Annotated in this window: 26 protein-coding genes; 12 read left to right on the top strand and 14 right to left on the bottom strand. The window is 68.6% G+C overall.

Translation table 11 applies throughout. From position 1 onward, the window contains the following. Nucleotides 1-232 precede the first annotated feature (232 nt). The gene (locus IE302_RS05125) at nucleotides 233-1378 is read left to right on the top strand and encodes a putative hexosyltransferase (protein ID WP_229907602.1); all 1146 of its coding nucleotides are present in this window, start codon (nucleotides 233-235) and stop codon (nucleotides 1376-1378) included. Here the strand turns inward: IE302_RS05125 and IE302_RS05120 are convergent. Continuing rightward, complete coding sequence (locus IE302_RS05120) at nucleotides 1375-1887, bottom strand: CGNR zinc finger domain-containing protein (protein ID WP_191252200.1); 513 nt, start codon at nucleotides 1885-1887, stop codon at nucleotides 1375-1377. The genes IE302_RS05125 and IE302_RS05120 overlap by 4 nt on opposite strands. A 25-nt stretch (nucleotides 1888-1912) precedes the next feature. Between IE302_RS05120 and IE302_RS05115 the strand changes: the two genes are divergently transcribed. Continuing rightward, nucleotides 1913-2101 (top strand): hypothetical protein, encoded by a 189-nt coding sequence (locus IE302_RS05115; RefSeq protein WP_191252198.1) that lies wholly within the window; start codon nucleotides 1913-1915, stop codon nucleotides 2099-2101. On the opposite strand, the gene IE302_RS05110 is transcribed toward IE302_RS05115, so the two are convergent. Continuing rightward, on the bottom strand, nucleotides 2092-3204 hold the full coding sequence (locus IE302_RS05110) for a tyrosine-type recombinase/integrase (protein ID WP_191252196.1): 1113 nt from the start codon (nucleotides 3202-3204) through the stop codon (nucleotides 2092-2094). The genes IE302_RS05115 and IE302_RS05110 overlap by 10 nt on opposite strands. A 422-nt stretch (nucleotides 3205-3626) precedes the next feature. Between IE302_RS05110 and IE302_RS05105 the strand changes: the two genes are divergently transcribed. Then, nucleotides 3627-3815 (top strand): hypothetical protein, encoded by a 189-nt coding sequence (locus IE302_RS05105; RefSeq protein WP_191252195.1) that lies wholly within the window; start codon nucleotides 3627-3629, stop codon nucleotides 3813-3815. Here the strand turns inward: IE302_RS05105 and IE302_RS05100 are convergent. Continuing rightward, nucleotides 3806-4231 (bottom strand): nucleoside deaminase, encoded by a 426-nt coding sequence (locus IE302_RS05100; RefSeq protein WP_005151213.1) that lies wholly within the window; start codon nucleotides 4229-4231, stop codon nucleotides 3806-3808. The genes IE302_RS05105 and IE302_RS05100 overlap by 10 nt on opposite strands. 2 nt (nucleotides 4232-4233) lie before the next feature. Next, a complete protein-coding gene (locus IE302_RS05095) occupies nucleotides 4234-5097 on the bottom strand; it encodes an LLM class flavin-dependent oxidoreductase (RefSeq protein WP_191252193.1) in 864 nt (287 codons plus the stop codon). Between the two features lie 92 nt (nucleotides 5098-5189). On the opposite strand from IE302_RS05095, the gene IE302_RS05090 reads away from it, so the two are divergent. Beyond that, nucleotides 5190-5636, top strand: coding sequence for an Lrp/AsnC family transcriptional regulator (locus IE302_RS05090; RefSeq protein ID WP_191252185.1), 447 nt, complete (start codon nucleotides 5190-5192; stop codon nucleotides 5634-5636). Nucleotides 5637-5665: 29 nt separating this feature from the next. On the opposite strand, the gene IE302_RS05085 is transcribed toward IE302_RS05090, so the two are convergent. Further along, nucleotides 5666-6055 carry a VOC family protein gene (locus tag IE302_RS05085; protein WP_191252182.1) on the bottom strand — a complete coding sequence of 130 codons (390 nt, stop codon included), beginning with the start codon at nucleotides 6053-6055 and terminating at the stop codon, nucleotides 5666-5668. A 68-nt stretch (nucleotides 6056-6123) separates the two neighbouring features. Continuing rightward, complete coding sequence (gene rox, locus IE302_RS05080) at nucleotides 6124-7551, bottom strand: rifampin monooxygenase (RefSeq protein ID WP_191253120.1); 1428 nt, start codon at nucleotides 7549-7551, stop codon at nucleotides 6124-6126. 250 nt (nucleotides 7552-7801) lie between these two features. On the opposite strand from rox, the gene IE302_RS05075 reads away from it, so the two are divergent. Both IE302_RS05075 and IE302_RS05070 read left to right on the top strand, forming a co-directional pair. After that, nucleotides 7802-8476, top strand: coding sequence for a TetR/AcrR family transcriptional regulator (locus tag IE302_RS05075; RefSeq protein ID WP_191252180.1), 675 nt, complete (start codon nucleotides 7802-7804; stop codon nucleotides 8474-8476). Continuing rightward, entirely contained in the window at nucleotides 8473-9606 is a 1134-nt protein-coding gene (locus IE302_RS05070) for an FAD-dependent oxidoreductase (protein WP_191252178.1), read from the top strand. Before IE302_RS05075 ends, IE302_RS05070 begins: the two co-directional genes overlap by 4 nt. Here IE302_RS05070 and IE302_RS05065 read toward each other — a convergent pair. Then, the gene (locus tag IE302_RS05065; protein ID WP_191252176.1) at nucleotides 9597-10235 is read right to left on the bottom strand and encodes a CGNR zinc finger domain-containing protein; all 639 of its coding nucleotides are present in this window, start codon (nucleotides 10233-10235) and stop codon (nucleotides 9597-9599) included. The two genes, IE302_RS05070 and IE302_RS05065, sit on opposite strands and share 10 nt — an antisense overlap. 90 nt (nucleotides 10236-10325) lie before the next feature. Between IE302_RS05065 and IE302_RS05060 the strand changes: the two genes are divergently transcribed. Beyond that, nucleotides 10326-11093, top strand: a complete 768-nt coding sequence (locus IE302_RS05060) for an MBL fold metallo-hydrolase (protein WP_191252174.1) — start codon at nucleotides 10326-10328, stop codon at nucleotides 11091-11093. A 14-nt stretch (nucleotides 11094-11107) separates the two neighbouring features. On the opposite strand, the gene IE302_RS05055 is transcribed toward IE302_RS05060, so the two are convergent. After that, a complete protein-coding gene (locus IE302_RS05055) occupies nucleotides 11108-11701 on the bottom strand; it encodes a class I SAM-dependent methyltransferase (RefSeq protein WP_191252172.1) in 594 nt (197 codons plus the stop codon). 85 nt (nucleotides 11702-11786) lie between these two features. Between IE302_RS05055 and IE302_RS05050 the strand changes: the two genes are divergently transcribed. Both IE302_RS05050 and IE302_RS05045 read left to right on the top strand, forming a co-directional pair. Continuing rightward, the gene (locus IE302_RS05050) at nucleotides 11787-12383 is read left to right on the top strand and encodes a helix-turn-helix domain-containing protein (RefSeq protein WP_191252170.1); all 597 of its coding nucleotides are present in this window, start codon (nucleotides 11787-11789) and stop codon (nucleotides 12381-12383) included. A gap of 19 nt (nucleotides 12384-12402) precedes the next feature. After that, nucleotides 12403-13149, top strand: a complete 747-nt coding sequence (locus IE302_RS05045) for a dienelactone hydrolase family protein (protein WP_191253118.1) — start codon at nucleotides 12403-12405, stop codon at nucleotides 13147-13149. Nucleotides 13150-13252: 103 nt separating this feature from the next. Here IE302_RS05045 and IE302_RS05040 read toward each other — a convergent pair whose 3' ends face one another. After that, on the bottom strand, nucleotides 13253-16234 hold the full coding sequence (locus IE302_RS05040; protein WP_191252168.1) for a 3-keto-alpha-glucoside-1,2-lyase-like domain-containing protein: 2982 nt from the start codon (nucleotides 16232-16234) through the stop codon (nucleotides 13253-13255). A gap of 232 nt (nucleotides 16235-16466) precedes the next feature. Here IE302_RS05040 and IE302_RS05035 point away from each other — a divergent pair, with 232 nt between their 5' ends. After that, complete coding sequence (locus IE302_RS05035; protein ID WP_191252166.1) at nucleotides 16467-17018, top strand: dihydrofolate reductase family protein; 552 nt, start codon at nucleotides 16467-16469, stop codon at nucleotides 17016-17018. Nucleotides 17019-17059: 41 nt separating this feature from the next. Next, entirely contained in the window at nucleotides 17060-17773 is a 714-nt protein-coding gene (locus IE302_RS05030; RefSeq protein ID WP_191252165.1) for a class I SAM-dependent methyltransferase, read from the top strand. Nucleotides 17774-18344: 571 nt separating this feature from the next. Here the strand turns inward: IE302_RS05030 and IE302_RS05025 are convergent. From IE302_RS05025 to IE302_RS05015, 3 genes are all read right to left on the bottom strand, one after another. Continuing rightward, entirely contained in the window at nucleotides 18345-19076 is a 732-nt protein-coding gene (locus tag IE302_RS05025; protein ID WP_191252163.1) for a dienelactone hydrolase family protein, read from the bottom strand. Nucleotides 19077-19516: 440 nt separating this feature from the next. Beyond that, entirely contained in the window at nucleotides 19517-20965 is a 1449-nt protein-coding gene (locus tag IE302_RS05020) for an amidase (protein WP_191252161.1), read from the bottom strand. A 130-nt stretch (nucleotides 20966-21095) separates the two neighbouring features. After that, nucleotides 21096-21884: an MBL fold metallo-hydrolase gene (locus IE302_RS05015; protein WP_191252159.1), complete on the bottom strand. Its 789-nt coding sequence runs from the start codon at nucleotides 21882-21884 to the stop codon at nucleotides 21096-21098. 91 nt (nucleotides 21885-21975) lie between these two features. Between IE302_RS05015 and IE302_RS05010 the strand changes: the two genes are divergently transcribed. Then, nucleotides 21976-22572 (top strand): TetR/AcrR family transcriptional regulator, encoded by a 597-nt coding sequence (locus IE302_RS05010; RefSeq protein WP_191252157.1) that lies wholly within the window; start codon nucleotides 21976-21978, stop codon nucleotides 22570-22572. Here the strand turns inward: IE302_RS05010 and IE302_RS43230 are convergent. Further along, nucleotides 22569-23030 carry a hypothetical protein gene (locus IE302_RS43230; protein ID WP_373307900.1) on the bottom strand — a complete coding sequence of 154 codons (462 nt, stop codon included), beginning with the start codon at nucleotides 23028-23030 and terminating at the stop codon, nucleotides 22569-22571. The genes IE302_RS05010 and IE302_RS43230 overlap by 4 nt on opposite strands. 19 nt (nucleotides 23031-23049) lie before the next feature. Next, nucleotides 23050-23829 carry an SDR family NAD(P)-dependent oxidoreductase gene (locus IE302_RS05000; protein WP_191252155.1) on the bottom strand — a complete coding sequence of 260 codons (780 nt, stop codon included), beginning with the start codon at nucleotides 23827-23829 and terminating at the stop codon, nucleotides 23050-23052. Between the last annotated feature and the right edge of the window lie 10 nt (nucleotides 23830-23839).

Here is a 23839-nt window from a genome sequence, read left to right as displayed (position 1 = left end):
GTTGCTTGCGATAGGCGCAAGGAAGGGGGCCTTCATGCAGTTCGGCTGGGGCGGAGTTGGGGTCACAAGCCCGGTTTGTGGGCTTTCCCACGTGCTTCGGCCTGCGAATCTTCGCGATCGAACGGCGAGATGACCTCGTATTGTGGACACTCTGAGCGTGCTCCGTGAAGTCGATGACCTTGATCAGCCCGCCGTTACCGAGAGTGTGCCCCGGCAGGGGCGTTCGGCGCGCGTGTTCGAGAGAGTCCTCGACAGGCTGGCGCGGTCGCCGTATCCGAGAGCGATCTTGCTGTACCTGGTGATCCGTACGGCGAGTGTCCAGTTGCTCGATCTGCTGGCCGCCCGGCGTGGTGCGACGTTGACCGATCGGCTGACCGCGTGGGACGGGCAGTGGTATCTGCGGCTGGCGGTGCACGGGTACGCCGACCTGCCGGGGACTTTGGACGCGGCGAGGCAGCCGTATTCGGATGCGCCGATGGCGTTCTTCCCGTTGTATCCGAAGCTCGTCGGCGCGGTGATGTGGCTCGGGCCGGACGTCGTGACGGCGGCGCTGGCGGTGTCGGTGCTGGGTGGTCTGGTACTGGCGTGCGGGTTGATCCGGATCGGGCGCGCGGTGTCGCCGGATCGGGGTGACCGGACCGGGTTGCTGCTGGTGACGTTGTGGGCCGGGGCGCCGATGGCGATCGTGTTCTCGATGGCTTACACGGAGGCGGTGTTCTGCGCGTTCGCGGTGTGGGCGCTGGTGGGGGTGCTGGAGCGGCGTTGGTTGCTGGCCGGGTTGTGCGCTTTCGGGGCGGGGTTGTCGAGGTCGACGGCGGTGGTGTTGGTCGCGGTGGTGGTCGTCGCGGCGTTGATCGCGGTCTTCCGGCGTGCCGAGAAGCGCTGGTGGGCGTTGGCCGGTGCGGTGATCGCGCCACTCGGGGTGGTGGGGTACCTGGGGTTCGTCGCGCTGCGGACGGGGAGTTTGACCGGCTGGCAGGACATCGAGTTGCGGGGTTGGAACACCGAGTTCGACTTCGGGGCGGAGACCGCGAATTCGGTGCTGACGCGGTTGGTCGGCGATGAGTCGGTGTTCAGCACGCTGACGGTGTTGCTGCTGCTGGGTGCGGTGGCGTTGGCCGTCGTGGCGGTGTTCGTGCGGGTGCCGTGGCCGTTGACGCTGTACGGCGTCGGGGTGCTGTTGCTGGCGATCGGCACGCGGGGGCTGCCGGACGCGAAGATCCGGTTCATCCTGCCCGCGTTCCCGGTGCTGATCCCGATCGCGATCGGGTTGTCGAAGCGGCGGACGGCGACGGCGGTGGCCGCTGCGGTGGCGTGGGTGGTCCTGGGCGCGTGGTTCTCGGCTCATGCCCTGACGGCGTGGCGGTACGCGATCTAGGACGCTTGGCGGTTGCGGTGGTCGGCGACGTGGACACGGGTTGCGCAGCGGGTGGAGCAGAACCGGCGGCGTCCGTTGCGGGAGACGTCGACGTACACCGTTTCGCAGCCTTCGCGTGAGCAGACGCCGAAGCGGTCCGAGGCGTCGCAGACGAGGTGTGCGAGTCCGCCCGCGGTGTAGGCGCGGACCCGGGGGACGGTGCCGGCGTGGGCGTCGACGTAGTGCAGGTGGGGTGCTTTGCCGTCGTGGGTGGAGATGTAGGGCTTGGACGCGGAGTCGTGGAGGAGCGCGTTGACGAGGTCGACGCGTGCGGCGGGGTCCGCTTCGAAGACGTGCCGGAGTCTGCTGGTCCAGGCGACGATCTCGGTCGCTTCGTGGTCTTGGACGGCGGGGACGGTCATGCGGTCTTGGAAGATCGCGGTCAGGGTGGCGGGACCGGCGGTGTCGCCGAGATTGATCAGGTCGGCGGCGATCTGGGCGGCCGCTCCTCCGTAAGGGTTGAAGTGCATTAACCCATTACAGCACGATCGGGGTATGGAATCGAACGTGTGCCCGCGGTGTACGTGGCCGCTGGCGGAACTGCCTGGAAGCGCGACGAAGTCCCAGCAGGTCTCGCAGGGGAGGCTGGAGTATGTCCGCTGTCTGTGCGGGAGCTGGCTCGCGCGGGTCGACGGCGTCGTGATCGGGGCGACGAGGTCCCAGCTGGGGCAGGCTCAGCTCTGACGGTGACGCGCGTCGGCGAGCAGTTGCGCAAGCGCGTGCACTGGAGAGGTTTCCAGCTTGTGGCGGTGGGCGTCGTAACGGTCGCGGGTGGTGCGGATGTCGGCGTGGCCGAGGAGGTCCTGGACCTTCTGCACCGGGACGTCGTTGGCCAGCAGCAGGGTTCCGGTGGTGCGCCGCGCGGTGTGCGGGGAGATGGTGTTCGCCTCGGCGAGTCCGGCGGCGCGGGCCTGTGCCCGCAGGAGGAACCAGACGTCCCGTTGTGCCAGCGGCTTCCCGCCGGATTTGGTGGTGTCGTAGCGGTGGGGCATGGTCGCGAGGAGCGGGCCGGTGAGTTCGTCGGGGCGGACGCCGGTGCGGTCGGCGCGCAGGTCGAGGTAGCGGCGCAGGGGGTGCTGGGCGGCGGGGACGAGGGGGACGAAGTCGCGGTGGCCGCCTTTGGCGGTGTAGCGCAGGATCGTGTGCCCGGAGTCGGTGTCGAGGTCGCTCACGGCGGCGGTGGTCAGCCCGGAGACGCGCAGGCCGGTGTAGAAGAGGATCGCGACGACGGCGGCGTCGCGCCAGGACGCCTCGGTGTCGTTGGCGCGGGCGCGGTTCTCCATGTGGTTCAGCAGTTTCGCGGTCGACTCGCCGCCGAGCGCGGGCAGTGGCGGGGTCTTGCCGGTCTTGGGCCGGTTGACGGCGGAGACGGGATTGCGGTCGGCGATGTCGTTGGACTGCAGGTACCGGTACCAGCTGGAGATGCCGGCGAGGGTGCGCGCGACGGTGGAGTCGGCGGCGGGCCGCGGCAGTCCGTCCTTGCCGGTGACGGTGAGGGTGTTCTTCCAGGCGTCGACGTCGGCGCGGCGGGCCTGGAGCGGGTCGAGTCCGGTGCGGGCGCACCAGCCGAGCCACGCGGCGAGGTCGGCGTAGTAGGCGCGGCGGGTGTGATCGGTCTTGTCGGTCTCGAGCCAGAGCGTGGTGATGTGCCGGATCGCGTACCGGTCGAGCGGGTCGGCGGGCGGGAGCGCGGGCAGCAGCGCGACGGCTTCGGCGAGGACCTGTCGCCGGTTCTCGGCCCTGGTCTCCGGCAGCCGGATCTTCGACAGCTCGAGTTCGGCGGACATCGTGACCATCCTAGCCACAACGAGATCCGCGTGTCGGCGACGCCGGTTGTCCGGATTCCGTCTCGTTCCGCTATTGACAGGATCGCAAATGGATTTCTGATCCTGAGTGTTTCCGGTTGCAGCGGCGATCTCGGGATCGCCCGTGGGACCGGACCGGGAAACCGCCGGTGGTCCTTGTCGAACCGGCGTGACCGGGACCGGTCCGCGGTCGTCAATTTGCGCCGCCGGATCGCGCACAGCCGGGCGGAGGCCGCGCTGTACCGCTGGGCGTCCGACAGGGACGGTGACACCGGGTTTCAGAAGGCCGTCCACGACGCGGTCGGGTCGATGGACAATGTCGCGATCGAGATCGGCGGGGTGGCGTTGTCGCCGACGAGTACCGGCCGGAACGCTGGGAAAACCCGCCCGAGGGGTACAAGGCGGTGTATCTTCCCTATGGTTTCGGCGCGGCCGCCTGTGTCGGTTCGCGTTTCGTGAATCAGGCGACCGCGCGCGTACTGGAATGCTGGAGTGAATTACCGGCCGCGGAAATCGAGCTGCGGAAAGAAAATCCGGCGATGGGGCCGATTCTGGCCCCACCGGAATTCCGTTTCGCCGGGGCTCAGGTGTAGTACCCGGCGACGGGGACGCGGGCCTCGTCGTACAACGCGGGGCCCTCCAGCCGTACGCCTGGGCCGGTCGCGGGCGGCTTCAGGGCGTTGACTTGTTCACCGGAAAGGGCGAACACGACCCGTCCCAGCCCGGAACGTTCGATGGCACCCTGGCACATCCCGCACGGCTGGCAGCTGGTGTACATCGTCGTCTCCGCCGCGGCGGCGGGCTCCAGTTCGCGCGCGGCCCACACGGCGAGCTTCAGTTCCGGGTGCAGGCTGATGTCCGATTGCGACACCGTGGTGTTGTGGTCCTCGGCCAGCACCGTGCCGTCGGGGCCGACGAGCAGCGAGCCGAAGGGCGGGTCGCCGTCGGCGCGGGACTTCGCGGCGAGTTCGATGGCGCGGCGGAGGAACTTCTCGTCTTCTTCGGTCATGGTCAGTCCTGTTCGGTTCGGTATCGGCCCAATTCCCAGTGGGCGGCGACGGTCGCCAAAGCCTGCCACGCGGCTTCCGGCCGCAGGGTCTCTTCGGGATCACCGGAGAACGGGTCGAGCACGACCGTTTCGGCGCCGAGGTGGCGAAGCCGGTCGAGGTCGTCGACGATCTGCTCGATCGTGCCCTCCCCGGCGAGGCGCTCGGGTCCGGTGATCGGGCTCGCGGTGACGTTCAGCAGGATCCGCGGGGTGAAGGCGGGGACTGGCCGATCGTGGGCGTCGGCGATGGTCTTGACCCTGGTGAGCGCCTCGGTGAGCCAGGGGAGGGTGGCGCGCAGCGGGTGCCAGGCGTCGCCGACGCGGACGGCGCGGCGGATGCCGGCGTCGCTGTTGCCGCCGACCCAGATCGGGATGTCGCCCGCGCGGTAGTCGGCGTCGTCCGCCCAGGCCTTCCGGACGGCGTCGAGGTGGTCGTCGGTCAGCCGGCCGCGTTTCTCGAACGGGACGTCGAGCGCCTCGAACTCCTGGCGGGCCCAGCCGGACGCGACGCCGAGCACGAGCCGTCCGCCGCTGAGCTGGTTGAGGTTCGCGGCCATGCGGGCGATCAGCAGGGGATGCCGGTACGGGACGATGAGCACGGTGGTGCCCAGCCGGATCCGGCTCGTCACACCGGCGAGCCACGACAGGGTCGTGAACGGTTCGTAGAACGGCGCCGGGTACTGCTCGGCGACGTCGGGGGTGATGGCGACGTGGTCGGACACCATGAGCAGGTCGTAGCCGAGGCCTTCGACCGTGGTGGCCCAGCCGCGGAGGATCCCGGGGTCGGTCCCCGGTCCGAAATTCGGGACGTTTACACCTATTCGCACAGGTCAAGGCTATCGGCGCGGCCGAAAACCGGGAAGGGATCTTTCCCGGCATAAGGGCCTTCGCGCCGTGGATCTGCCGGTAATCTGGCCCGATGGCCGAGACTCTCGACGCGACGGACTGGGCGATCCTGGTCGAACTCCAGAAGGACGGGCGGCTGCCGCTCACCGAGCTGGGCAAGCGGGTCAGCCTGAGCGCGTCGGCGACGACGGAACGGGTCAAACGGCTGGAGTCGGCCGGGGTGATCACCGGCTACCGCGCCGAGATCGATCTGGAGAAGGCCGGCTACGTCGTGCTCGCGGTGGTGCGGCTGAAGTACCCGGGCAGCAAGCACGCGCCGTTGTACAAACTCCTGGCCGAGCGGACCGAGATCCTCGAATGTCTCCGGACGACCGGTGACGACTGCTACGCGCTGAAGATCGCGGCGCCGTCGATGGGGCGGCTGGAGGAGATCGTCAACGAGCTAGCGCTGTTCGGGAGCACGAACACCAACATCGTCTACAACCAGACGTTGCCCTACCGGGGACCGCAGGGTCCGTGACCGGCGCGGTCACGGACCCTGGGAAGGTGTCAGCCCTGGCTCGCCGTCTCCCAGATGCCGTTGACGTTGCCTTCGGGATCCTTGAAGTAGGCGGAGAAGCCCATGTCGCCGACCGCGGTCCGCCCGACGAGGGTCGAACCGCCCTGCTTCTCGATGACCGCGAGCGTGTCGTCGATGCTGTCGACCTCGATCACGAGGACCGGGCCCGGCGCGGGGCTGGACTTCTTGTCCATCATCCCGCCGTTGATGAAACCCGGCTCCGTGGGCATGCCGGTCTCGACGGTCGGCCCCGAAAACACCATCGTGTAGTCCATCCCCGGCGGGATGTCGGTCTTCCAGCCGAAGACCTCACGGTAGAAGCCGCGTGCGCGTTCGCCGTCCTCGAAGGGGATCTCGAAGTGCACGACCCTTCCGGCCATGGTCATCAACTCCTGTCGTGGAAAGTGGTGTGGAACGCCACCAGCCAATAGCCGGTGGCTCCGATGCGCTAGAGCACTTGGCCCTCTCCGAACCAGCGGCGCAGCGCGGCGGACAGCTGTTCCTGGTCCTCTCCGGCCCACGCGACGTGGCCGTCGGGTCGTAGCAGGACCGCCGGGACGTCCAGCTCCTCGCTGACGTCGACGATGTGGTCGACGCGGTCCGTCCAGCCTCGCGCCGAAAGCCCGCCGGTCTGGTCGAGCAGCAGGCCTCGGCCGCCGCGTGTCAGCCCGTAGAGGTGGCCTTGCTTGAGTTCGAGGTCCCGCATACGGCGGCCGAGCAGCTCGTGCCCGTCGCCGAAGTCGTAGCGGATCCCGGTCGCGGTGATCTTCTCGGTCAGATAGCGGCTCACCTCCTCGAACTCCATCAGTTCCGCCAGCAGCCGCCGGACCGCCTGGGAGCCCGGGTCCAGCGACATCAGCTGCATCTGGGCGCGGGTGTTGTCCAGGACGGCGGCGGCGACCGGATGCCGTTCGGTCTGATAGGTGTCGAGCAGGTCCGGCGGTGCCCATCCGGTGACCGCGGCGGCCAGTTTCCAGCCGAGGTTGAAGGCGTCCTGGACGCCGAGGTTGAGGCCCTGCCCGCCGACGGGCGGGTGGATGTGCGCCGCGTCGCCTGCCAGGAACGCGCGGCCGACGCGGTAGCGCTCGGCCAGCCGGGTGGCATCGCCGAAGCGGGAGAGCCAGCGCGGCGAGTGCACACCGAAGTCGCTCCCGGCGACGGCTTTGAGCTGCCGTTTGATCTCTTCGAAGGTCGGCGGGACCCGGGGGTCTTCGGCCAGCCCTTCGGCGGGCACGCCGACCCGGTACACCCCGTCGCCGATGGGGGAGAGGCCGAACCGCAGCTGGGTCTTGCGGACCTCGGTCATCACGGCGAGGACCGTTTCCCAGTCCTCGGTCAGCTCCATCTCGCCGAGCAGTGTCTCGGCCGTGGCGGGTTCGCCGGGGAAGCCGATCCCGAGGAGTTTCCGGACCGTGCTGCGGCCGCCGTCGCAGCCGATGAGGTAGCGCGAGCGCAGTTTCGTCCCGTCGGCCAGTTCGACGTCCACCCCGTCGTCGTCCTGGCTGAGCCCGGTCACTTCCCTGCCACGCCGGATCTCGACGCCCACCTCGGCGGCGTGCTCGATCAGCAGGCGATCGGTGACGGTCTGGGGGATGCCGAGAATGTAGGCGTGGGCGCTGTCCAGCGACGGCGGCGGTTTGATGATGCCCGCGAAGGAGCCGCCGACCGGGTACTTCGTCCCGTGTTCGAGGAAGCGCTCCAGCAGGCCTCGCTGGTCCATCACTTCGATGCTGCGCGCGTGCAGGCCCATGGAGCGGACGACCTTGGACTGCTCCAGGTCCTTCTCCAGGACGACCACGCGGATACCGTGCAGCCGCAGTTCGGCGCCCAGCATCATGCCGGTCGGTCCGCCGCCGGCGATGATCACGTCGATCAAGGAGTTCCCCCGTGTGTCGAGCTCGTGTTTCACGGCGGGAGATTCTGCGGCACGGCCGGGGTCTTGCCGCAAGCCCCCAGGTGCGTTATACGTTAGAAGTGGCAGGGAGTACCGATCTCTCTGCCTTTGTCATTTCAGTCCGCAGTGCACGGACAAACCCCCATTGGAAGTAGTCCCGCTCTCTGTGACCTGCGTCGAACATGTTCGCTACGAACTTGTTCGGAACGAACATGTTCGTTAAGCTGAACGCATGGCACCCGAGAAGAGCCGCCGGGAACGACCGGCCAAACCCGCGCTGACCCGAGACGGCATCGTCGCCGCCGCTGTCGGGATTCTGCGCGAGGAAGGCTTGCCGAAGGTCACGATGCGCCGCCTGGCGCAGGAACTCGACACCGGCGCGGCCTCGCTCTACGTCTACGTCCGCAACACCGCCGAGCTGCACGCCGCGATCCTGGACGAGCTCCTCGGCACGATCTCCCCGCCGTCGTCCGAGGGCGGCTGGCGTGACCGGATCGAACGGCTGCTCACGGCCTACACCTCGATGCTGCTGGAGTACCCCGGCCTCGCCCTGTCCGCGCTCGTCGCCCGGCCCAGTGGCGAGAACTACCTCGCGCTGTGCGAAACCCTGCTCACCCTCCTCGCCGAGGGCGGCGTGCCACCCGAACGGCGTGCGTGGGGGATCGACATCCTCCTGCAGCACGCGACGGCGACCGCCGCCGAGCACGCCGACCAGGAATCACCGGAGGACTGGGACGCGCTGGCCCGCGCCGTCCGCGACGCCGACGAGACGACCCATCCGCAGATCGCCGCTCACGCGGCCGACCTGCTCACCGGACGGCCCGCGCAGCGGATGTCCTGGGGACTGCAGGTGCTGATCACCGGTATCGCGGACACCGCCGTACCACCCGAAAGGAACCCGACATGACCACACACCACCCCATCGCGATCATCGGCGCCGGCCTCAGCGGACTCACCCTGGCCCGCGTCCTGCACGTCAACGGCGTCGAAGCCGCCGTGTTCGACCTCGACGCGTCACCGTCCGCGCGGACACAGGGCGGCATGCTCGACATCCACGAAGACACCGGCCAGGAAGCACTCCGGGCCGCCGGGCTCCACGACGAGTTCCGCGCGCTCGTACACCCCGGCGGCGAGGCCATGCGCGTCCTCGACCAGCACGGTGTCGTGCATTTCGAGGAAGCCGACGATGGCGACGGCGGGCGTCCGGAAGTCGCCCGAGGTGACTTGCGGGACCTGCTGCTCGGTTCGCTGCCCGAAGGCGCCGTGCGCTGGGGCGCCAAGGTCACCGGCACGCGCTCGCTCGGCGGCGGACGGCACGAGGTCACCCTGGCCGACGGCACGGCGTTCACCACGGACCTGCTGATCGGCGCCGACGGCGCGTGGTCCAAGGTCCGGCCCCTGGTCTCCGGCGCCCGGCCAGCCTACGAGGGGATCTCCTTCGTCGAGGTGCACTTGCACGACGCCGAACGCCGCCATCCCGCGAGCGCCGCACTCATCGGAGGCGGCATGTTCTTCGCGCTCGGCGCGGCCAAAGGCTTCCTGGCGCACCACGACATCACCGGCAGCCTCCACGTCTACATCGCGCTGAAGACCGCCGAGGACTGGATCTCCACGATCGACTTCGCCGACACCGCCGCCGCGAAAACCGCCGTACTGCGCCATTTCGACGGCTGGGACGCGGGCCTGCGCGCCCTGATCACCGACGCGGACAGCGAGCTGGTCCCGCGGCCCATCCACGCGCTGCCGGTCGGTCACCGCTGGGACCGCGTCCCCGGCATCACCCTGCTCGGGGACGCCGCCCACCTGATGTCACCCTTCGCCGGCGAGGGCGCCAACCTCGCCATGTTCGACGGCGCCGAACTCGGCCTGGCCCTCGCCGCCCATCCCGGCGATGTCGAAGCCGCGCTCGCCGTGTACGAGCAGGCGCTGTTCCCGCGCAGTGAAGCGTCGGCGGCCGAATCCGCCGAGAACCTCGACCTCTGCTTCGCCGACGACGCCCCTAAGGCACTGCTGGAACGCTTCGCGTCCTACCGCTGAGCCGCCCCGGCGGGCTGGGAGCGCTTGGCGTAGGCGCGGGCGGCACGGGCGCGGTCACCGCAGCGCACCGAACACCACTGACGTCGCCCGTTGCGCAGGAAGAACCGGGTGCACGGCGGGGATCCGCAGGCAGCGATGCGCTCGGCGTCCGGCCCGGTGAGCAGATCCGCGGCGTTCGCGGCCAGCGTCGCCAGCGCGTGCTCGACGATCTGGGTGATCGGATGCGACGCTGTCCGGTACAGCCCCCGGACCGGGTCCCAGCGCAGCAGTTCCGCGGTGGGCGCCTTGCTCAACGCCTCGTTGACGGCGTTGAGAGCGCTCTGCGGAGCCGGATCCGAGCACGACCTCGACGCGAGCAGCACCCGCACCTGCTCTCGCAGCGACCGGACCAGCCCCGCGCACATCTCCTGCAGACCGGCGTCGACCGGGGCGAGCCCCTGAGCGACCAGCCAGTCCGTCGCGGCCGCCGGGGTGCCGAGCAGATCGGTGAACTGGCCGCCGGGCAGCGCGATCGTGGTGTTGGCGAGCGCCAGCGCGACGTACTCCCCGGCCCCCGGCGCGGGCGGCAGGGTAGCGGCGTCAAGATCGGTGTCGTCCACGTTCTCATGGTAGGCGCCGAGTTCAACCATGAGAAAGCCTCACGGAAACCATTGCACTCTTCCGTGAGAACTCGCTAACGTTGCTCACGGAAGAGAGACTACCTATCCGTGAGGTGAACGATGAACAAGATCAGTGACCAGCTCTCCGTCCAGGTCTTCGGCGGGCCGACCGCGCTGATCGACTACGGCGGACTGCGGCTCCTGACCGACCCGACCTTCGACGAACCCGGCTACTACGGCCGGCCCGACGGGAGACCGGGCCTGACCAAGACGGCACCCGCCTCGATCGCCCCCGCGGACCTCGGCCGCGTCGACGCCGTCCTGCTCTCCCACGACGAACACCCCGACAACCTCGACCACTCCGGGCGGAAACTGCTGGCCGACATCCCGCTGACCCTCACCACGCCCAGCGGCGCGGGCCGGCTGGGCGGCACCGCGAAAGGGCTGGCGACCTGGGAAACGATCGAGCTGACCCGGCCGGACGGGGGAGCGGTCACCGTGACCGCCGCGCCCGCGCTCCACGGGCCGGAAGGCGCGGAGAAGGTCAGCGGCGACGTCACCGGCTTCGTACTCACCGGCCAAGGCCTGCCGAGGGTCTACGTCAGTGGCGACAACGCCTCGCTCGACGCGGTCCGGCAGGTCGCCGACCGATTCGGCCCGATCGACACCGCCGTGCTCTTCGCCGGCGCCCCACGCCTGAAGCCGGTCTTCGACGGCGCCCTGCTCGTCCTCGACAGCGCGCTCGCCGCGGAGGCCACCCGGATCCTCGGCGCCCGCACGGTCGTTCCCGTGCACATGGACAGCTGGGAGCACTTCACCGAAGGCCGTGATGACGTCGTCGCCGCGTTCACCGCCGCAGGCCTGGCCGACCGCTTGCGGCTCGGCTGACCCGCGTCGACCGGCTACGGGCGCCGGGTGGCGCGCACGACGACATCCTCCAGGGGAACCTGCCGATCGCCGTGGATCCGACGGCACTCCTCGGCGGTGACGACTTCCCAGACCGCCTCGTCCAGCCGCGACGTGATGGCCGCGGCGGTGACCGAGGCTTCGGCGGGCGAATGGTGCCCGTGGCCATGACCGTGCTGAGTGTGGAGGTGCCCGACGATCAGCAGCGTGCCGCCGGGCGCCACCCAGCCCGCGATCCGGTCGTAGAACTCCAGTTGCGGCATCGCCGGATGCGCGTAATGCGTCGTGACCAGGTCGAACCGCGTTTCCGGGGTCCAGCTTCCGAGGTCCGCCTCGACCCAGCGAACACGCTCGGCCCCATCACGCCCGGTGGCGCGGGCCAGTACCCCGGACGAGATGTCGGCTGCGGTCACCTGCCACCCCCGCGAGGCGAGCCAGATCGCCTCGGCGCCCTCGCCACACCCCGCGTCCAGCGCCGTTCCCGGTTCCAGCTCTCCGAGCTCACGGGCGAGATACGGATTCGGCGGGCTCCCCGCACCACTCTTCCGCCAGTGCTCCTCCCAGTACTCCTTGTCGAACCCGTGCGTCATCTCGATCCTCTCGTTCGTCTCCGGCGATCATGACCACCGCGAGGGCGAGATGGCAAAATTTGTTGCCGAATGGCAAATTGGTGGCATGGACGAGGCACTGGGCCGCACGCTCGACGCCGTCGGGCCGAGGCTGAAGCAACTCCGGCAACGTCAGGACATCACCCTGGCCGACCTCGCCGAGGAGACCGGCATCTCGACCAGCACGCTGTCCCGGCTCGAAGCCGGATTGCGGCGCCCCACCCTGGAGCAGCTCCTGCCGCTCGCCCGCGCCCACGGCCTCACCCTCGACGAGCTCGTCGACGCGCCGCCGACCGGCAACCCACGGATCAACCTGCGCCCGATCGCCTGCGCCGACGGATCGACCATCCTGCCGCTGACCCGAAGACCCGGCGGCATCCAGGCCTACAAGTTCGTCCTCCCGCGTGGAGACGACAACGCCGAGCCGGACCTGCGCACCCACGAGGGATACGACTGGGTCTACGTTCTCAATGGCACCCTGCGGCTGGTCCTCGGGGACCACGACCTCGTCCTCGAACCCGGCGAAGCGGCCGAATTCGACACCCGCACCCCGCACTGGTTCGGCGCCACCGGCGCCGGTCCCGTCGAGTACTTGAGCCTCATCGGACGGCAGGGCGAACGAGCGCACATCCGCGCCGCGCCGAAGCCCCCGCCGTCGCAGTGACACGAAAGGAAGAAGCGTCATTCCCACCATCACGCCGAGCATTCCCACCCCGGACGGCCAGTCCGACGCCTTCGCCGCCTTCCCCGACAACGGCGGCCCGCATCCCGGCGTCCTCCTCTACCCGGACGCCTTCGGACCACGCCCCGTCCTCTGGGACATGGCCCGGGAACTGGCCGGGCACGGGTATTACGTCCTCGTCCCCAACATCTTCTACCGGCACCGCCCGGCACCGGTGTTCGACCTTCCCGAGCACATCACCGCCGAGAACCGGTCGGGGCTCTTCGGCCAGATCATGCCGCTCATCAACGAGCACACCCCCGACCGCGCCCTGAGCGACGCCGAGGCCTACCTCGGCTTCCTCACCGCGCAGCCCGAGGTCAGGTCCGGACCGGTCGCCGTGATCGGCTACTGCATGGGCGCCGTCCTCGCGATGCGCACCGCGACCGCCCACCCCGACCGGATCGCCGCCGTCGCCGGATTCCACCCGGGCGCTCTGGTCACCGACGAACCCGACAGCCCGCACCGCGCGATCCCGGCCCTCACCGCGAAAGTCCACCTCGGACTCGCCGAGGGGGACATGACACCCGAGGCCATCACCGAGATCAGCCAGGCCTTCGACGCGGCCGGCGTCGGCTACACCTGCGAGATCTACCCCGGCACCGTCCACGGCTACACCATGGCCGACACCGACGCCTTCGACGCCGCCGGATCGCAGCGCCACTGGGAGCGGCTGCTCGCCCTCCTCGACAACGGTCGTGACTGGTAAGGCAAAAGTGCCCTGCCAGGTGCCAAGTCCGTGAAGGCCTCCTTGAGGGACTCTGGGTCCCTCAAGGAGGCCTTCACGGGCCGGTGTACGGCGGTAATCGTGGCTACATCCGTTCCACCCACACGTTGCGGAACCTCGGGTTCTCACCAGGATCACCGTGATCCTGCAGGCGGATCGGGGCCGGTGCCGGATCCTCCGGACGACCGGCCCCGGTCTTGCCGTCGATCGCCACGTCGTCGTGCACCAGTTTCCCGTTCCACCACAGGCTCACCCGCGCGTCGGCGATCTTGACCCCGGCGCTGTCGTGACGCGCCGCGCGGAACCTGATGTCGTAGGTCTGCCATGTGCCCGGCGCGGTCGCCGCGTTCACGTCCGGCGCCTTCTTCGTGTAGATCGCGCCGGCGTCGTTCGTCTTCGGCGGGGTGACCCCGAAGGACTCCAGCACCTGGATCTCGTAGCGCTCCTGGAGATAGACGCCGCTGTTGCCGCGCGCCTGCCCGGTCTGCTCAGGCGGATAGTTCGGCTGGAACCACTCGGCGTGCATCCGGAAATCGCCGAAGGTCTCCTTCGTACGGATGTCACCGCCCGAGGATTCCATCGAACCACCCGACACCGGCCAGGTCGCCGGACCACCGCTCGCCGACTCCCACGCGTCGAGGTTCTTCCCGTCGAACAGGACCGTCCGCTTGGCCGGAGTGACCGTGAGCTTGTCGAGGTTCACGTGCCCGTCGTCCTGCGCCTCGTAGACGAAGGCGATCGAATTCGCCCCGGGCCGCAGCTCCGCCGACTCGACATGGGTCGCCCACTGGTTCCACGCCCCGGTGCTCGCGAGCCAGATCTGCTTCTGTTTCTTGCCATTGACGTACAGGCTCATCGACTTGCTCACCGGATCCGGGCTCGGATTCGGACCGTTCGCGTACCGCAAGGCGAGATCGTGGCGCCCGCCCTTGGCGACATCGACGGCGAAGGTGGTGCTCGAACCCGGCTCCCAGTTGCGATCGACGAACCCGGCACCGGAGAAGCCGGTGTGGTCGGTGTTCCATCCCGTGCCACCGGCCAGCTGCGCGGATTCCGCCTCGTACTCGGGCGGCGGAACCGAACCGTCCGGCAGCTTGTTCATCGTGTACCACGCCTCGGTGCTCCACAGCTCCGCGCCGGACTCCGCGGCGAAGGGACGAGGGGAGCGCAGGTGCACCACACGGCCCGGCTTGAGGCCGTCCACCTTCAGCGTCACCTTCTTGCGATCCGCGGACAACGCCGCCGACGAAACCTTCAAGGTCTCCTCGTCCACCTTCGGACCGCCGTACTGCGGCGTCGCCACGTACCGCCACTGGGCGGCCTTGTACTTCGACGCCAGGTCGAGCGCGGTCTTCTCCGACACCGGCTGGGTGTACTCGATCTCGAACCCGCCGCGGATCGCGTGCACGGCACGCATGTCGAACGCGTCACCGCCGGTCAGCGACAGCTTCTGCAGGCCGTACTTGAGTTTCCCCTCCTGGCCCCAGTTGCCCTGCCAGCCGATGCCCCCGGTGTAGATCGCGCCGTCCGGACCGAGGCTGATCCGGCTGACTCCCGACTCCAGTCCCTGCGTCATCCTGAAGACCGCGCCCTGGTACTCGCCGCCGATCTTCTCCAGATTCGCGCGCTGCAGACCGCCGTAGGTGACGTCGCCGAAGATCATCTGCCCGGCGAACACCCCGCTGGGCAGGATCAGCGGATTGCTCGGCGAGTTCGAGATCTCGCCGTGCGGCATCCACAGCACCGGCTGCGTCACCGGCCGATCGTCGAACGGGCCGTCGGGATTGGTGTGGTGGTTGAAGAATCGGCCCGGCTTGATCCGTACCAGCTTCGACGTCGGCACGTACGAGCCCTGGTTGTCGGTGACGAAGACGTCCCCTTCAGGGCCCCAGCCGAGTCCGTTCGGCGTCCGCATCCCACCGGCCACATAGGACACTTTGCCGGTGGCCTTCTCGATCTTGAGCGTGGATCCCCGGTTGGGTACGGGCTGCGGATCCGCCGTCGCACCGCCGGGGATCATCGCGATGCCCGTCGTGACGTAGAAGAACCCGTCGCGATAGAGCAGGCCGAACGCGAACTCGTGATAGTTGCCGCCGAACGGCCAGGTCGCGATCTTGCGCTTCTCGTCCGCGACCTCGTCATCGGTGGTGTCCACGAGCGCGGTCAGCTGATGCTTCTCCGACACGTAGATCGTGCCGTCGACGTACTTGAGCCCCATCGGCTCCCGGAGATCCCCGGCGATCTTCTTCATCGTCACCCGGGACGGATCGGTCGCGCCGGTGACGCCGTCGATCAGATAGACCTCGCCGAGCACGGTCTCGCGGCCGCCGCCCCACGTGGAGATGGCCAGCCTGCCGTCCGGCAACCAGTCCATCCCGGTCACCTGCGGCTCGAAACCCTTGGGGCGCAAGTCCGTCAGCGTGTAGTTCGGATGGACCCCGATCAGCGGCAAGCCGTCGCCGGGTGACTCGTTGACCCCTTCGCACTGCTTACGCCCGGGGGAGGTGACCCGCGTGACCTCGGCGTCGGTGCTCAGCGCCGAAGTCGGTACGAGACTGAAACCGCTCGCGCCCGGTGGTTTCCACTCGAGTTTGAGCCGCTGGTCGTAGTCCGCGTCGAAGTGGTCGATCCGCAGGGGCTGATCGCCGGCGCCGAGCTGGATCGAACCGTCCTTCGGTGTCGCCCCGTGTTTGCCGCCGTGGTCGATGACCTGCGCGCCGCCGACGAGCAACCGGGCGCCGTCGTCACTGGTGAGCCGGAAATCGTAGGTACCGGCGGTGCCGGTCTTCAGGTAGCCGGTCACCTCGGTGACGAAGCGGTCGGCGAACCCGAACTGTTCGGCGGTGGACCAGTCGATCGTCGGCATGAGCTTGTCGACGTTGGGTGTCTGGCTGGGTTTGAGGGTGCAGTACTTGTCCAGGGGGACCTGTACGTCGAACACGCGCATCGTGACACCCGGTTCCTGCGGTGGGATGTCGGACTGCGCTGGGATATCGGACTGCGCGATGGCCGGGGCGGGAAACCCGACGGCCAGGACCACGGTGAGCAGGGCGACGGGCAGCCGCATAGGGGCTCCTCCTCGGCAGGCGCGATTCTTGGCTCCGCTGCGCAACAACCGCGTCACTTCAAGCTAGCGAGAACTTTTGCTCGAAGTCAACAAAAGATGGTTGGAGTTTTGCGAAAGTGTTCGATCTTGTGTGATTGACCAGGGTCTCACCGACAACTCAGTTTGTCTTGACAGTTGATGCTGTCGGCGACAGAGTATTCGCATCATCGGAGGAACCACGGAAGGAAGTCTCATGAGGAAGCTGATCCTGGGCTTTTATGTCTCGCTCGACGGCAAGAGCGCCGACGGGGACAACGGCATCCGGGAGGTCATGATGAGCATCGACGACCCCGAACAGGAGGAGTACTTCGTCAGCCAGTTGTGGGACGCAGGGGCCTTCCTCATGGGCCGCAACACCTACGAGGCCATGGCCTCTTACTGGCCCGGCTCCGATCACCCGTCCGCCAAGGCCATGAACGAGATCCCCAAGGTCGTGTTCTCCCGCACTCTGAAATCCGCAGACTGGCCCGAGAGCCGGATCGCCAATGGCGACACGGCGGAGGAGATCGCCAGACTCAAGGCCGAGCCCGGCAAGGATCTCGTCGCCGCGGGCGGTACCGAGTTCCTGCACTCCCTGATCAAGCTCGGCGTGGTCGACGAATACCACCTGTGGGTACTGCCCGCCGCCGCCGGCAAAGGTGCGCCGCTGTTCCCCGAGCTGGATCAGCCCATGAACCTGCGCCTGGTGAAAAGCAAGGCGTTTCGTTCCGGAGTCCTCGAACTGGTCTACGCGGCCGACAAGTAAGCCGCGACGCGGGAAGGGGCGGTCGTGCCATATTGGGCCACATGCCAGCCACTCCCGAACTAGCGGAAAACGACTACGACAGCTTCGCCGAGGCGTACGCGGCCGAGAACGAGACCAGTCTCAACAACGCCTATTACACGCGGCCCGCGATCTTGGATCTGGCCGGGGACGTGTCCGGCCGTCGGATTCTCGACGCCGGCTGCGGTGCGGGTCCGATAACCGAAGCCCTGCGCGACCGGGGCGCCCTCGTGTCCGGCTTCGACGCCAGCGCCAAGATGGTGGAGCTGGCCCGGAAAAGGCTCGGTCACGACGCCGACCTCCGGGTCGCCGACATCGGCAGCCCGCTGCCGTACCCCGACGGCGCGTTCGACGACGTCATCGTGGCCCTCGTCCTGCACTACCTGGAGGACTGGACCGCGCCACTGGCGGAGATCCGGCGTGTGCTGAAGCCCGGCGGCCGGCTGATCCTGGCCGTCAATCACCCGATCATCTACAAGCTGATCCACCCCGAAGCCGACTACTTCAAGATCGCCAAGTGGAACGACGAGTACACCTTCGGCGGGCAGAAGGCCGTGCTGACCTACTGGCACCGTCCGCTGCATACGATGACCGACGCCTTCACCGCGGCCGGGTTCCGGACCGCCGTCGTCAGCGAGCCCCCTCCGGCGCCGGAAGCTTACGAACGGTTCCCCGAAGAGCTCGCCGGAAGGACCGCTTTTCTGAGCTTTCTGTTCTTCGTGCTTGAGGCAGTCTGACGGTCGGTCGCAGGTTCACGGAATCGACGATCGCCACGTTCGCCCCATCTGCACCAGCAGTCACAGCGGGCGCGCGTGAAGGCCCCCTTCACGCGGCTCAGCGAAGGAAACTCGACCTTCGCACCGTTCCAAGTACATGAAGGCCCCCTTCCTTGCGCCAGGCGCAAGGAAGGGGGCCTTCATGTACTTCGGCAGGTGGGGGCAAGCACCGGTACCGACTGTGCCGGGCTGGTCGTGAGTGGTAAGGACGGTTAGAACGAACCGGCGTTTACCGACCTACACCTGACCTGCGCGAGGGTGACGGTTCAGCGGCCGCCGGGCTCGACGATGCGGGAATCGGGACGCTGAATGTCCCGATTCCCGCATCGTCGCGCGGGTCGCCCGGTCTCAGACCTTGATCAACAGAGGATCCGGGACACTCAACGTCCCCGATCCTCCGTTGATCAAGGTCGTGACGGATTGGGGCCCGTTCATGCCTCCGAATCCTTCACCAAACGAGATCGAGTGTGGAGGATTCAGGACGTTCAACGTCCCCAATCCTCCACACTCAACCGCCACTCACGAGGCGTCGCTACTTCAGATGCCGGGCGAAGAACCGGTTCCCGGCCTCTCCCTCGAAGTGCGGGACGCCGGTGTGCCCGCCCATGTTGGCGTGCAACGTCTTCTCCTTGGAGCCGAAGGCGTCGAACAGATCCAGGGCTTGCTGCCGGTCGTTTCCTTCATCGTCCCACTGCAACAGGACATGCAGCGGAATGGTGATCTTCCTGGCCTCGGCGAACATGCTGCGAGGCACGTAGCTCCCGGCGAACAGCGCCGCGGCCGCGATCCGCGGCTCGACCACCGCCAGCCGGACGCCGATGGCGGTCACCCCGCCCGCGAACCCAGCCGGGCCGCCGATCTCCGGCAGGGCCTGGAGTGCGTCCAGGGTGGCCTGCCATTCCGGGACCGCCTGTTCCACCAGGGGGAGTACGAGACGCTCGACGACCTCGTCGCTGACCGGCTTGCCCGCCCTCACCGCCCGCTGCAGTTCGACGCGGGCTTCGTCGACGGCGGTCAGCCGGGGCCTGTCACCGGCTCCGGGGAGCTCGATGGTCGCGGCGGCGTAGCCCTCCGCCACGGTGCCCCGCGCCCGGGCCGCCAGCCTGGGGTGCATCTTGCCCAGCCCGCCGGGGTGGCCCAGCAGGATCGGCGGGACCGGCGCGCGGCCGACCCCGGACGTCCACAGGACGCCCGGGATGTCGCCGAGGGTGAACTCGCGCTCGAGGACACCGTCATCAAGGCGTTGTTCGGAAGTGAAGTGCATGGTCGTGCCTTTCGGGAGTGCTCATGAACGGCGCTCCCGGACGACCTATCGCCCGACCGTGACCCCAGAGGGGAGCACCCATGTCGTCATCAGGTTCACGGGTACCACCTCCTCGGTCTGTCTCACGGTCCACGGAAACCTAGCAACAGTCACCTCGGTCCGCCAACAGGTTTTCAAGCAGGCCTCCGACCAGGCAAAACGCTCTCAGATCGCCGTAGAGCGCCTAAATCGATCCTCCCGGGTGATCCCTCCGGCGATCTCCGCTTCCACTGCGCGTGTTTCGCGCCCGGTTCTCCTCCGATCGACGGCGTCATTCGAGCAATGCTCAGTCATAAGGGGCATTATCACTGTGCACCTTCCGTCCTATGGTTGCGCGTTAAACATACGCGGAACCAGTTACGCGAAACGCGTAAGCGATTGAGAAGCGCCTGTTCACGGGGTTAGGGCGCCACGAAGCCGCCGATCCGCTGCTCGAGCAGTTCGGCCAGCCGCAGCGGAGTGCGGTCCTCGAACATGGGGCCGATGAGCTGGACTCCCACCGGGAGACCGCCGGGGGACAGGCCCGTGGGGATGGCGGTGGCGGGCAGGCCGGGCATGGTGGCCAGACCGGCCCAGACGAGCTGGTCGAAGAACGGGTACTCGACGCCGTCGATGTCGATCCGGCGGGCCAGCAGGTCCGGGTCGTGATCGTGCGGGAACGCGGGAGTCGGCGTGACCGGGCAGACCACGGCGTCGAACTCGGCGAACAGCTGCCGCCAGCCGTGCCGGTGGTGCTCGCGACGGTTGTTCACCTCGATCCAGTCGCGGTGGCTGAGCACCATCCCGCGCAGCCCCGCCGCGTCGAGGCTCTGGTCGTCCGGGCTCAGTGCGGCCGCGCGGATCTGCAACTGCTCGTACTCGTCAACGGGAAAACGCGCGACGGACCCCGAGAACAGCAACTGCTTGTAGAGCGTCGCGGCTTCGGCCAGGTCGGGCAGCAGCCGACTGTGCCGTTCGACGCGGGCGCCGCCGTCGGCGAGCGCGTCGGCCACCCGGTTCACGCCTGCCCGCACGGCGGACCCGGTCGGGATGAACGGATGCTCGTCGAGGACCAGCGCCCGGAAGTCGCTCAGCCGTTGGTGACGGGCGGGCGGCAGGGTCAGGTCGTACGCGATGCCGTGCGTCAGCGGGTCCGGTCCGGCCATGACGTCGAGCAGGAGCGTGAGATCGCGCGCGGTGCGCGCCATCGGGCCGACGACGGCGAGGTCGTATTCGGCGGGCAAGACCGGCGTGGCCGGTGGCACCATGCCGCGGCTCGCCGCCAGCCCGAGTGTCGGCTTGTGCGCGTAGACGCCGCAGAAATGCGCGGGGGTGCGCAGCGAACCGGCGAGGTCGGACCCGATGGACAGCGCACCGAACCCGGCCGCCAGGGCCGCCGCCGATCCGCCGGAGGAGCCGCCTGGCGTCCGGCCGCGATCCCACGGGTTATCGGTGGTGCCGTGGATCTCGTTGAAGCTCTGCAGATCCTGCAGTCCCAGCGGCACATTGGTCTTGCCGAGCACCACCGCCCCTGCGGTCTTGAGCCGCGTCACCTGCACCGCGTCCTCGGCGGGCATGAAGTCCCGGTGTGCCGGCATGCCCCACGTCGTCGGCAGCCCGGCGACGTCGTAGCACTCTTTGACCGTCACCGGGACACCGAGCAGCGGCCGGTCCTCGCCGCCGGCGCGCGCCTGATCGGCTCGGCGCGCGGCGGCCCGTGCACGGTCGAAGTCCGGCACGCAGATCGCGTTGATCAGTTCGTCGTCCCGTTCGATACGGGTGATCGCATCGTCGGTCAGCTCCACCGAGGTGACTTCACCGGCACGCAGAGCGGCCACGAGTTCTTCGGCCGTCGCAAATTTCCATTCCATGAAATCGACCGTATAGGCCCCTGGAGCAGGTCATAAAATGCGAATCCGCACAACAGGACCGGCCCGGATTCGTGTCGAAAATTGTTGCAGGCCAACAGGTGCGTGAGGCATATCCAGTCGATTTCCGCAACTACCGCCGTGGCCCCAGGTCCAGCCATTCCCCGATGGGCAATACCTGTGCGCGCCTTCCGGCGTGGACACGGAATTCGTTCTCCGGATCGAGGACCTCGACGTAGCCGGAGACCTTGTCCGGCTGTTCGGGCTCGTAGTGCATGGGCACCGCGTACCGGGCATCGAGGATCTCCGCAGCGGCCGCGGCCTGCCTCGGATCCATCGCCGCGGGCAGCGGACTCGGCGGCTGGAGGTGCGGCGCGTCGACCACCGCGCCGTTGGCGGGCAGGAACGCCGCGTCGATCGGGCCGAATCGGCGGGCGATACGCCACCAGTAGCCGTGGAACATCGTGTCGCCGCCGTGGAAGACCCGCTGCCCGTCGGCCTCCACCACCCAGTTCAGCTGCGGATCGCCCAGTCCGTCGACGGCCGGGACCGCGGTGACGCGGAACGGTCCGAGGTCGCGTGTGGACCAGGGATCCGCGACCTCGACCGCCTGCCCGTGCACGGCCAGCTCGTGCTCGGCCGTCAACGTCGTCACGTTGTCCACCTCGTCGCCGTGGCCGGGTGCCGGTCGCAGCACGGGCGCTCCCGGTGACAGCACGTCCGCCAGCGCGGACGCGTCAGTGTGGTCCCGGTGCAGGTGGGTGACCAGCGCGGCGCTGACGCGTCCGCCCGGGGTCGCCAGGCCCTCGCCGGGCTTCCATCCCGTGAACAGCGGCGACAGGTCCTGTACGTAGTCGATCACCAGCCGCTCGCCGCTCGCTTCGATCTCCAGTCCGGCCCAGCCGAGTCGTCGAACCCGCATGTCGCACTCCTTGGTCTCGATGAGTGCGGCGAAGTTAGCGTACGTGCGTTCGCTAAATCAATAGCGAACGCACGTACGCTATTCTCGTCACATGTCACCGCGACGCTCAGTGGCCGAAGCCCAGGCGACCAGGGGCCGGATCCTCGATCGCGCCGCCGAGATCGCCTCCGAGGAGGGATTGGACGGCATCACCATCGGCCGGCTGGCCGAGGAGCTGGAGATGAGCAAGTCCGGGGTGCACAAGCATTTCGGCACCAAGGAGACGCTCCAGATCTCCACGTTGGACAAGGCGTTCGTGGACTTCTGGCACCGGGTGGTCGAGCCCGCGCTGGCCGAGCCGCCGGGACTGCGGAGACTGCGGGCGGTGTGCGCCAACTCCGTGGACTACCTGGAAGCGCCGCTGCTGCCCGGCGGTTGCCTGATGACCGCGGCGCTCTCCGAATACGACGGCCGGCCCGGCCGGGTCCGCGACGCGGTGGCCGAGGTGTGGTCGCGCTGGCAGGGCCAGTTGCGGGCGGACCTCGCCGTGGCGGTCGAGAGCGGCGAGCTGCCCGCCGGGTTCGACATCGACCAGGCGCTGTTCGAGATCGTCGCGGCCGGGCTGGCGCTGAACGCGGCCATGCAACTTCAGCATGACCGGGCGGCCGCGGACCGGGCGCGCCGCGCGATCGAACGGGCGATCGGCTAGCGAAGGGTCGCGATACCGGCCAGGAAGATGTCCACCCCGGCCAGGAACTGCTCGCGGTCGTCGTGCTCGCGCAGCCGCGTCGCGGCCTTGTGCACGAAGGGATACTTGCCGGGATCCAGCTGCGCCCACCGCGCGGCGATGACATCCAGGGCGGCCGACCGCTCCGCGTCGTTCTCAGCGAGGGTCCAGGTGTTGGCGGCGTTCTGCCCGGCGACGCCGAGGGCGTAGTTCACCAGCGCACCCAGCGCGTCGAGCAACCTGCCGATGTTCTCGTAGATCTCCAGCAGCGCCGGGCCGACGCGATCGTTCTCGCCGACGCACTGGGGGAGCGGTCCGAACTGCTGTCGATCCCCGGACTGGAACATCCACTCGCCGACGAACCCGGAATCGAGCCCGCGCCGCAGCTCCCGCACGCTCGCGAGGTGGACGCCGGTCTGGTCGCGTGGTTCCGGCGCCACCTCCCGGCGGCAGGCTAGATCAGGACAGCATGCCGCCGTCCACCCGCAGGACCGTGCCGGTCACGTAGGAGGCGCGGTCGCTCAGCAACCACGCGGCGGCCTCGGCGACCTCCTCGGGTTCGGCCACGCGGCCCAGCGGAGTCCGGGCGTTGAGCTGGTCGAGGATGCCCGGCGAACTCTCCATCCACTCGCTGAACATCTCGGTCATCGTCGTACCGGGGGCGACACCGTTGATCCGGATCCCTTCCGGGCCGTAGGTGACGGCGGCCGACGCGGTGAGGCTGTTGACTCCTCGTTTCATCGCGCCGTAGGCGGGCAGGTCCGGGTTGGCCATCAGACTGCCGACGCTGGTGTTGTTGACGATGGCCCCGGTCCCCGCGGTGGCCCGGATCGCCTCGATCTCGGCGAGCATCGACAGCCACGGGCCTTTGAGGTTCACCGCGTAGATGCGGTCGAAATCGGCTTCGGTCACCCGGTCCATCGGGCCGGGCGGCACGTTCGTCGCACCGTTGTTGAACGCGACGTCGAGCCTGCCGTGCACTTCCACGGCACGGCCGACGGCCGCGCGGATGCTCGCCGCGTCGCCGAGGTCGCACACCACGTGGTCCGCGACGCCGCCTTCGGCGCGGATCTCCTCGGCCACGGCCTTCAGCTGGGACTCGGTCCGGGCGGCGAGCACGACACGGGCGCCTTCCCTGGCGAACAGCCGCGCGGCGGCGGCTCCGATCCCGCGTCCGGCGCCGGTGACGAAGGCGACCTTGCGGTCCAGCAGGCCCGGAACAGTCGTTGTGTTGGTCATGGCACCGAGA

This window comes from Amycolatopsis oliviviridis (assembly GCF_014654365.1).
Lineage (GTDB): Bacteria > Actinomycetota > Actinomycetes > Mycobacteriales > Pseudonocardiaceae > Amycolatopsis > Amycolatopsis oliviviridis.
The sequence above is the reverse complement of the archived record's forward strand: the minus strand, read 5'-3'. Positions and strand labels throughout refer to the sequence as shown.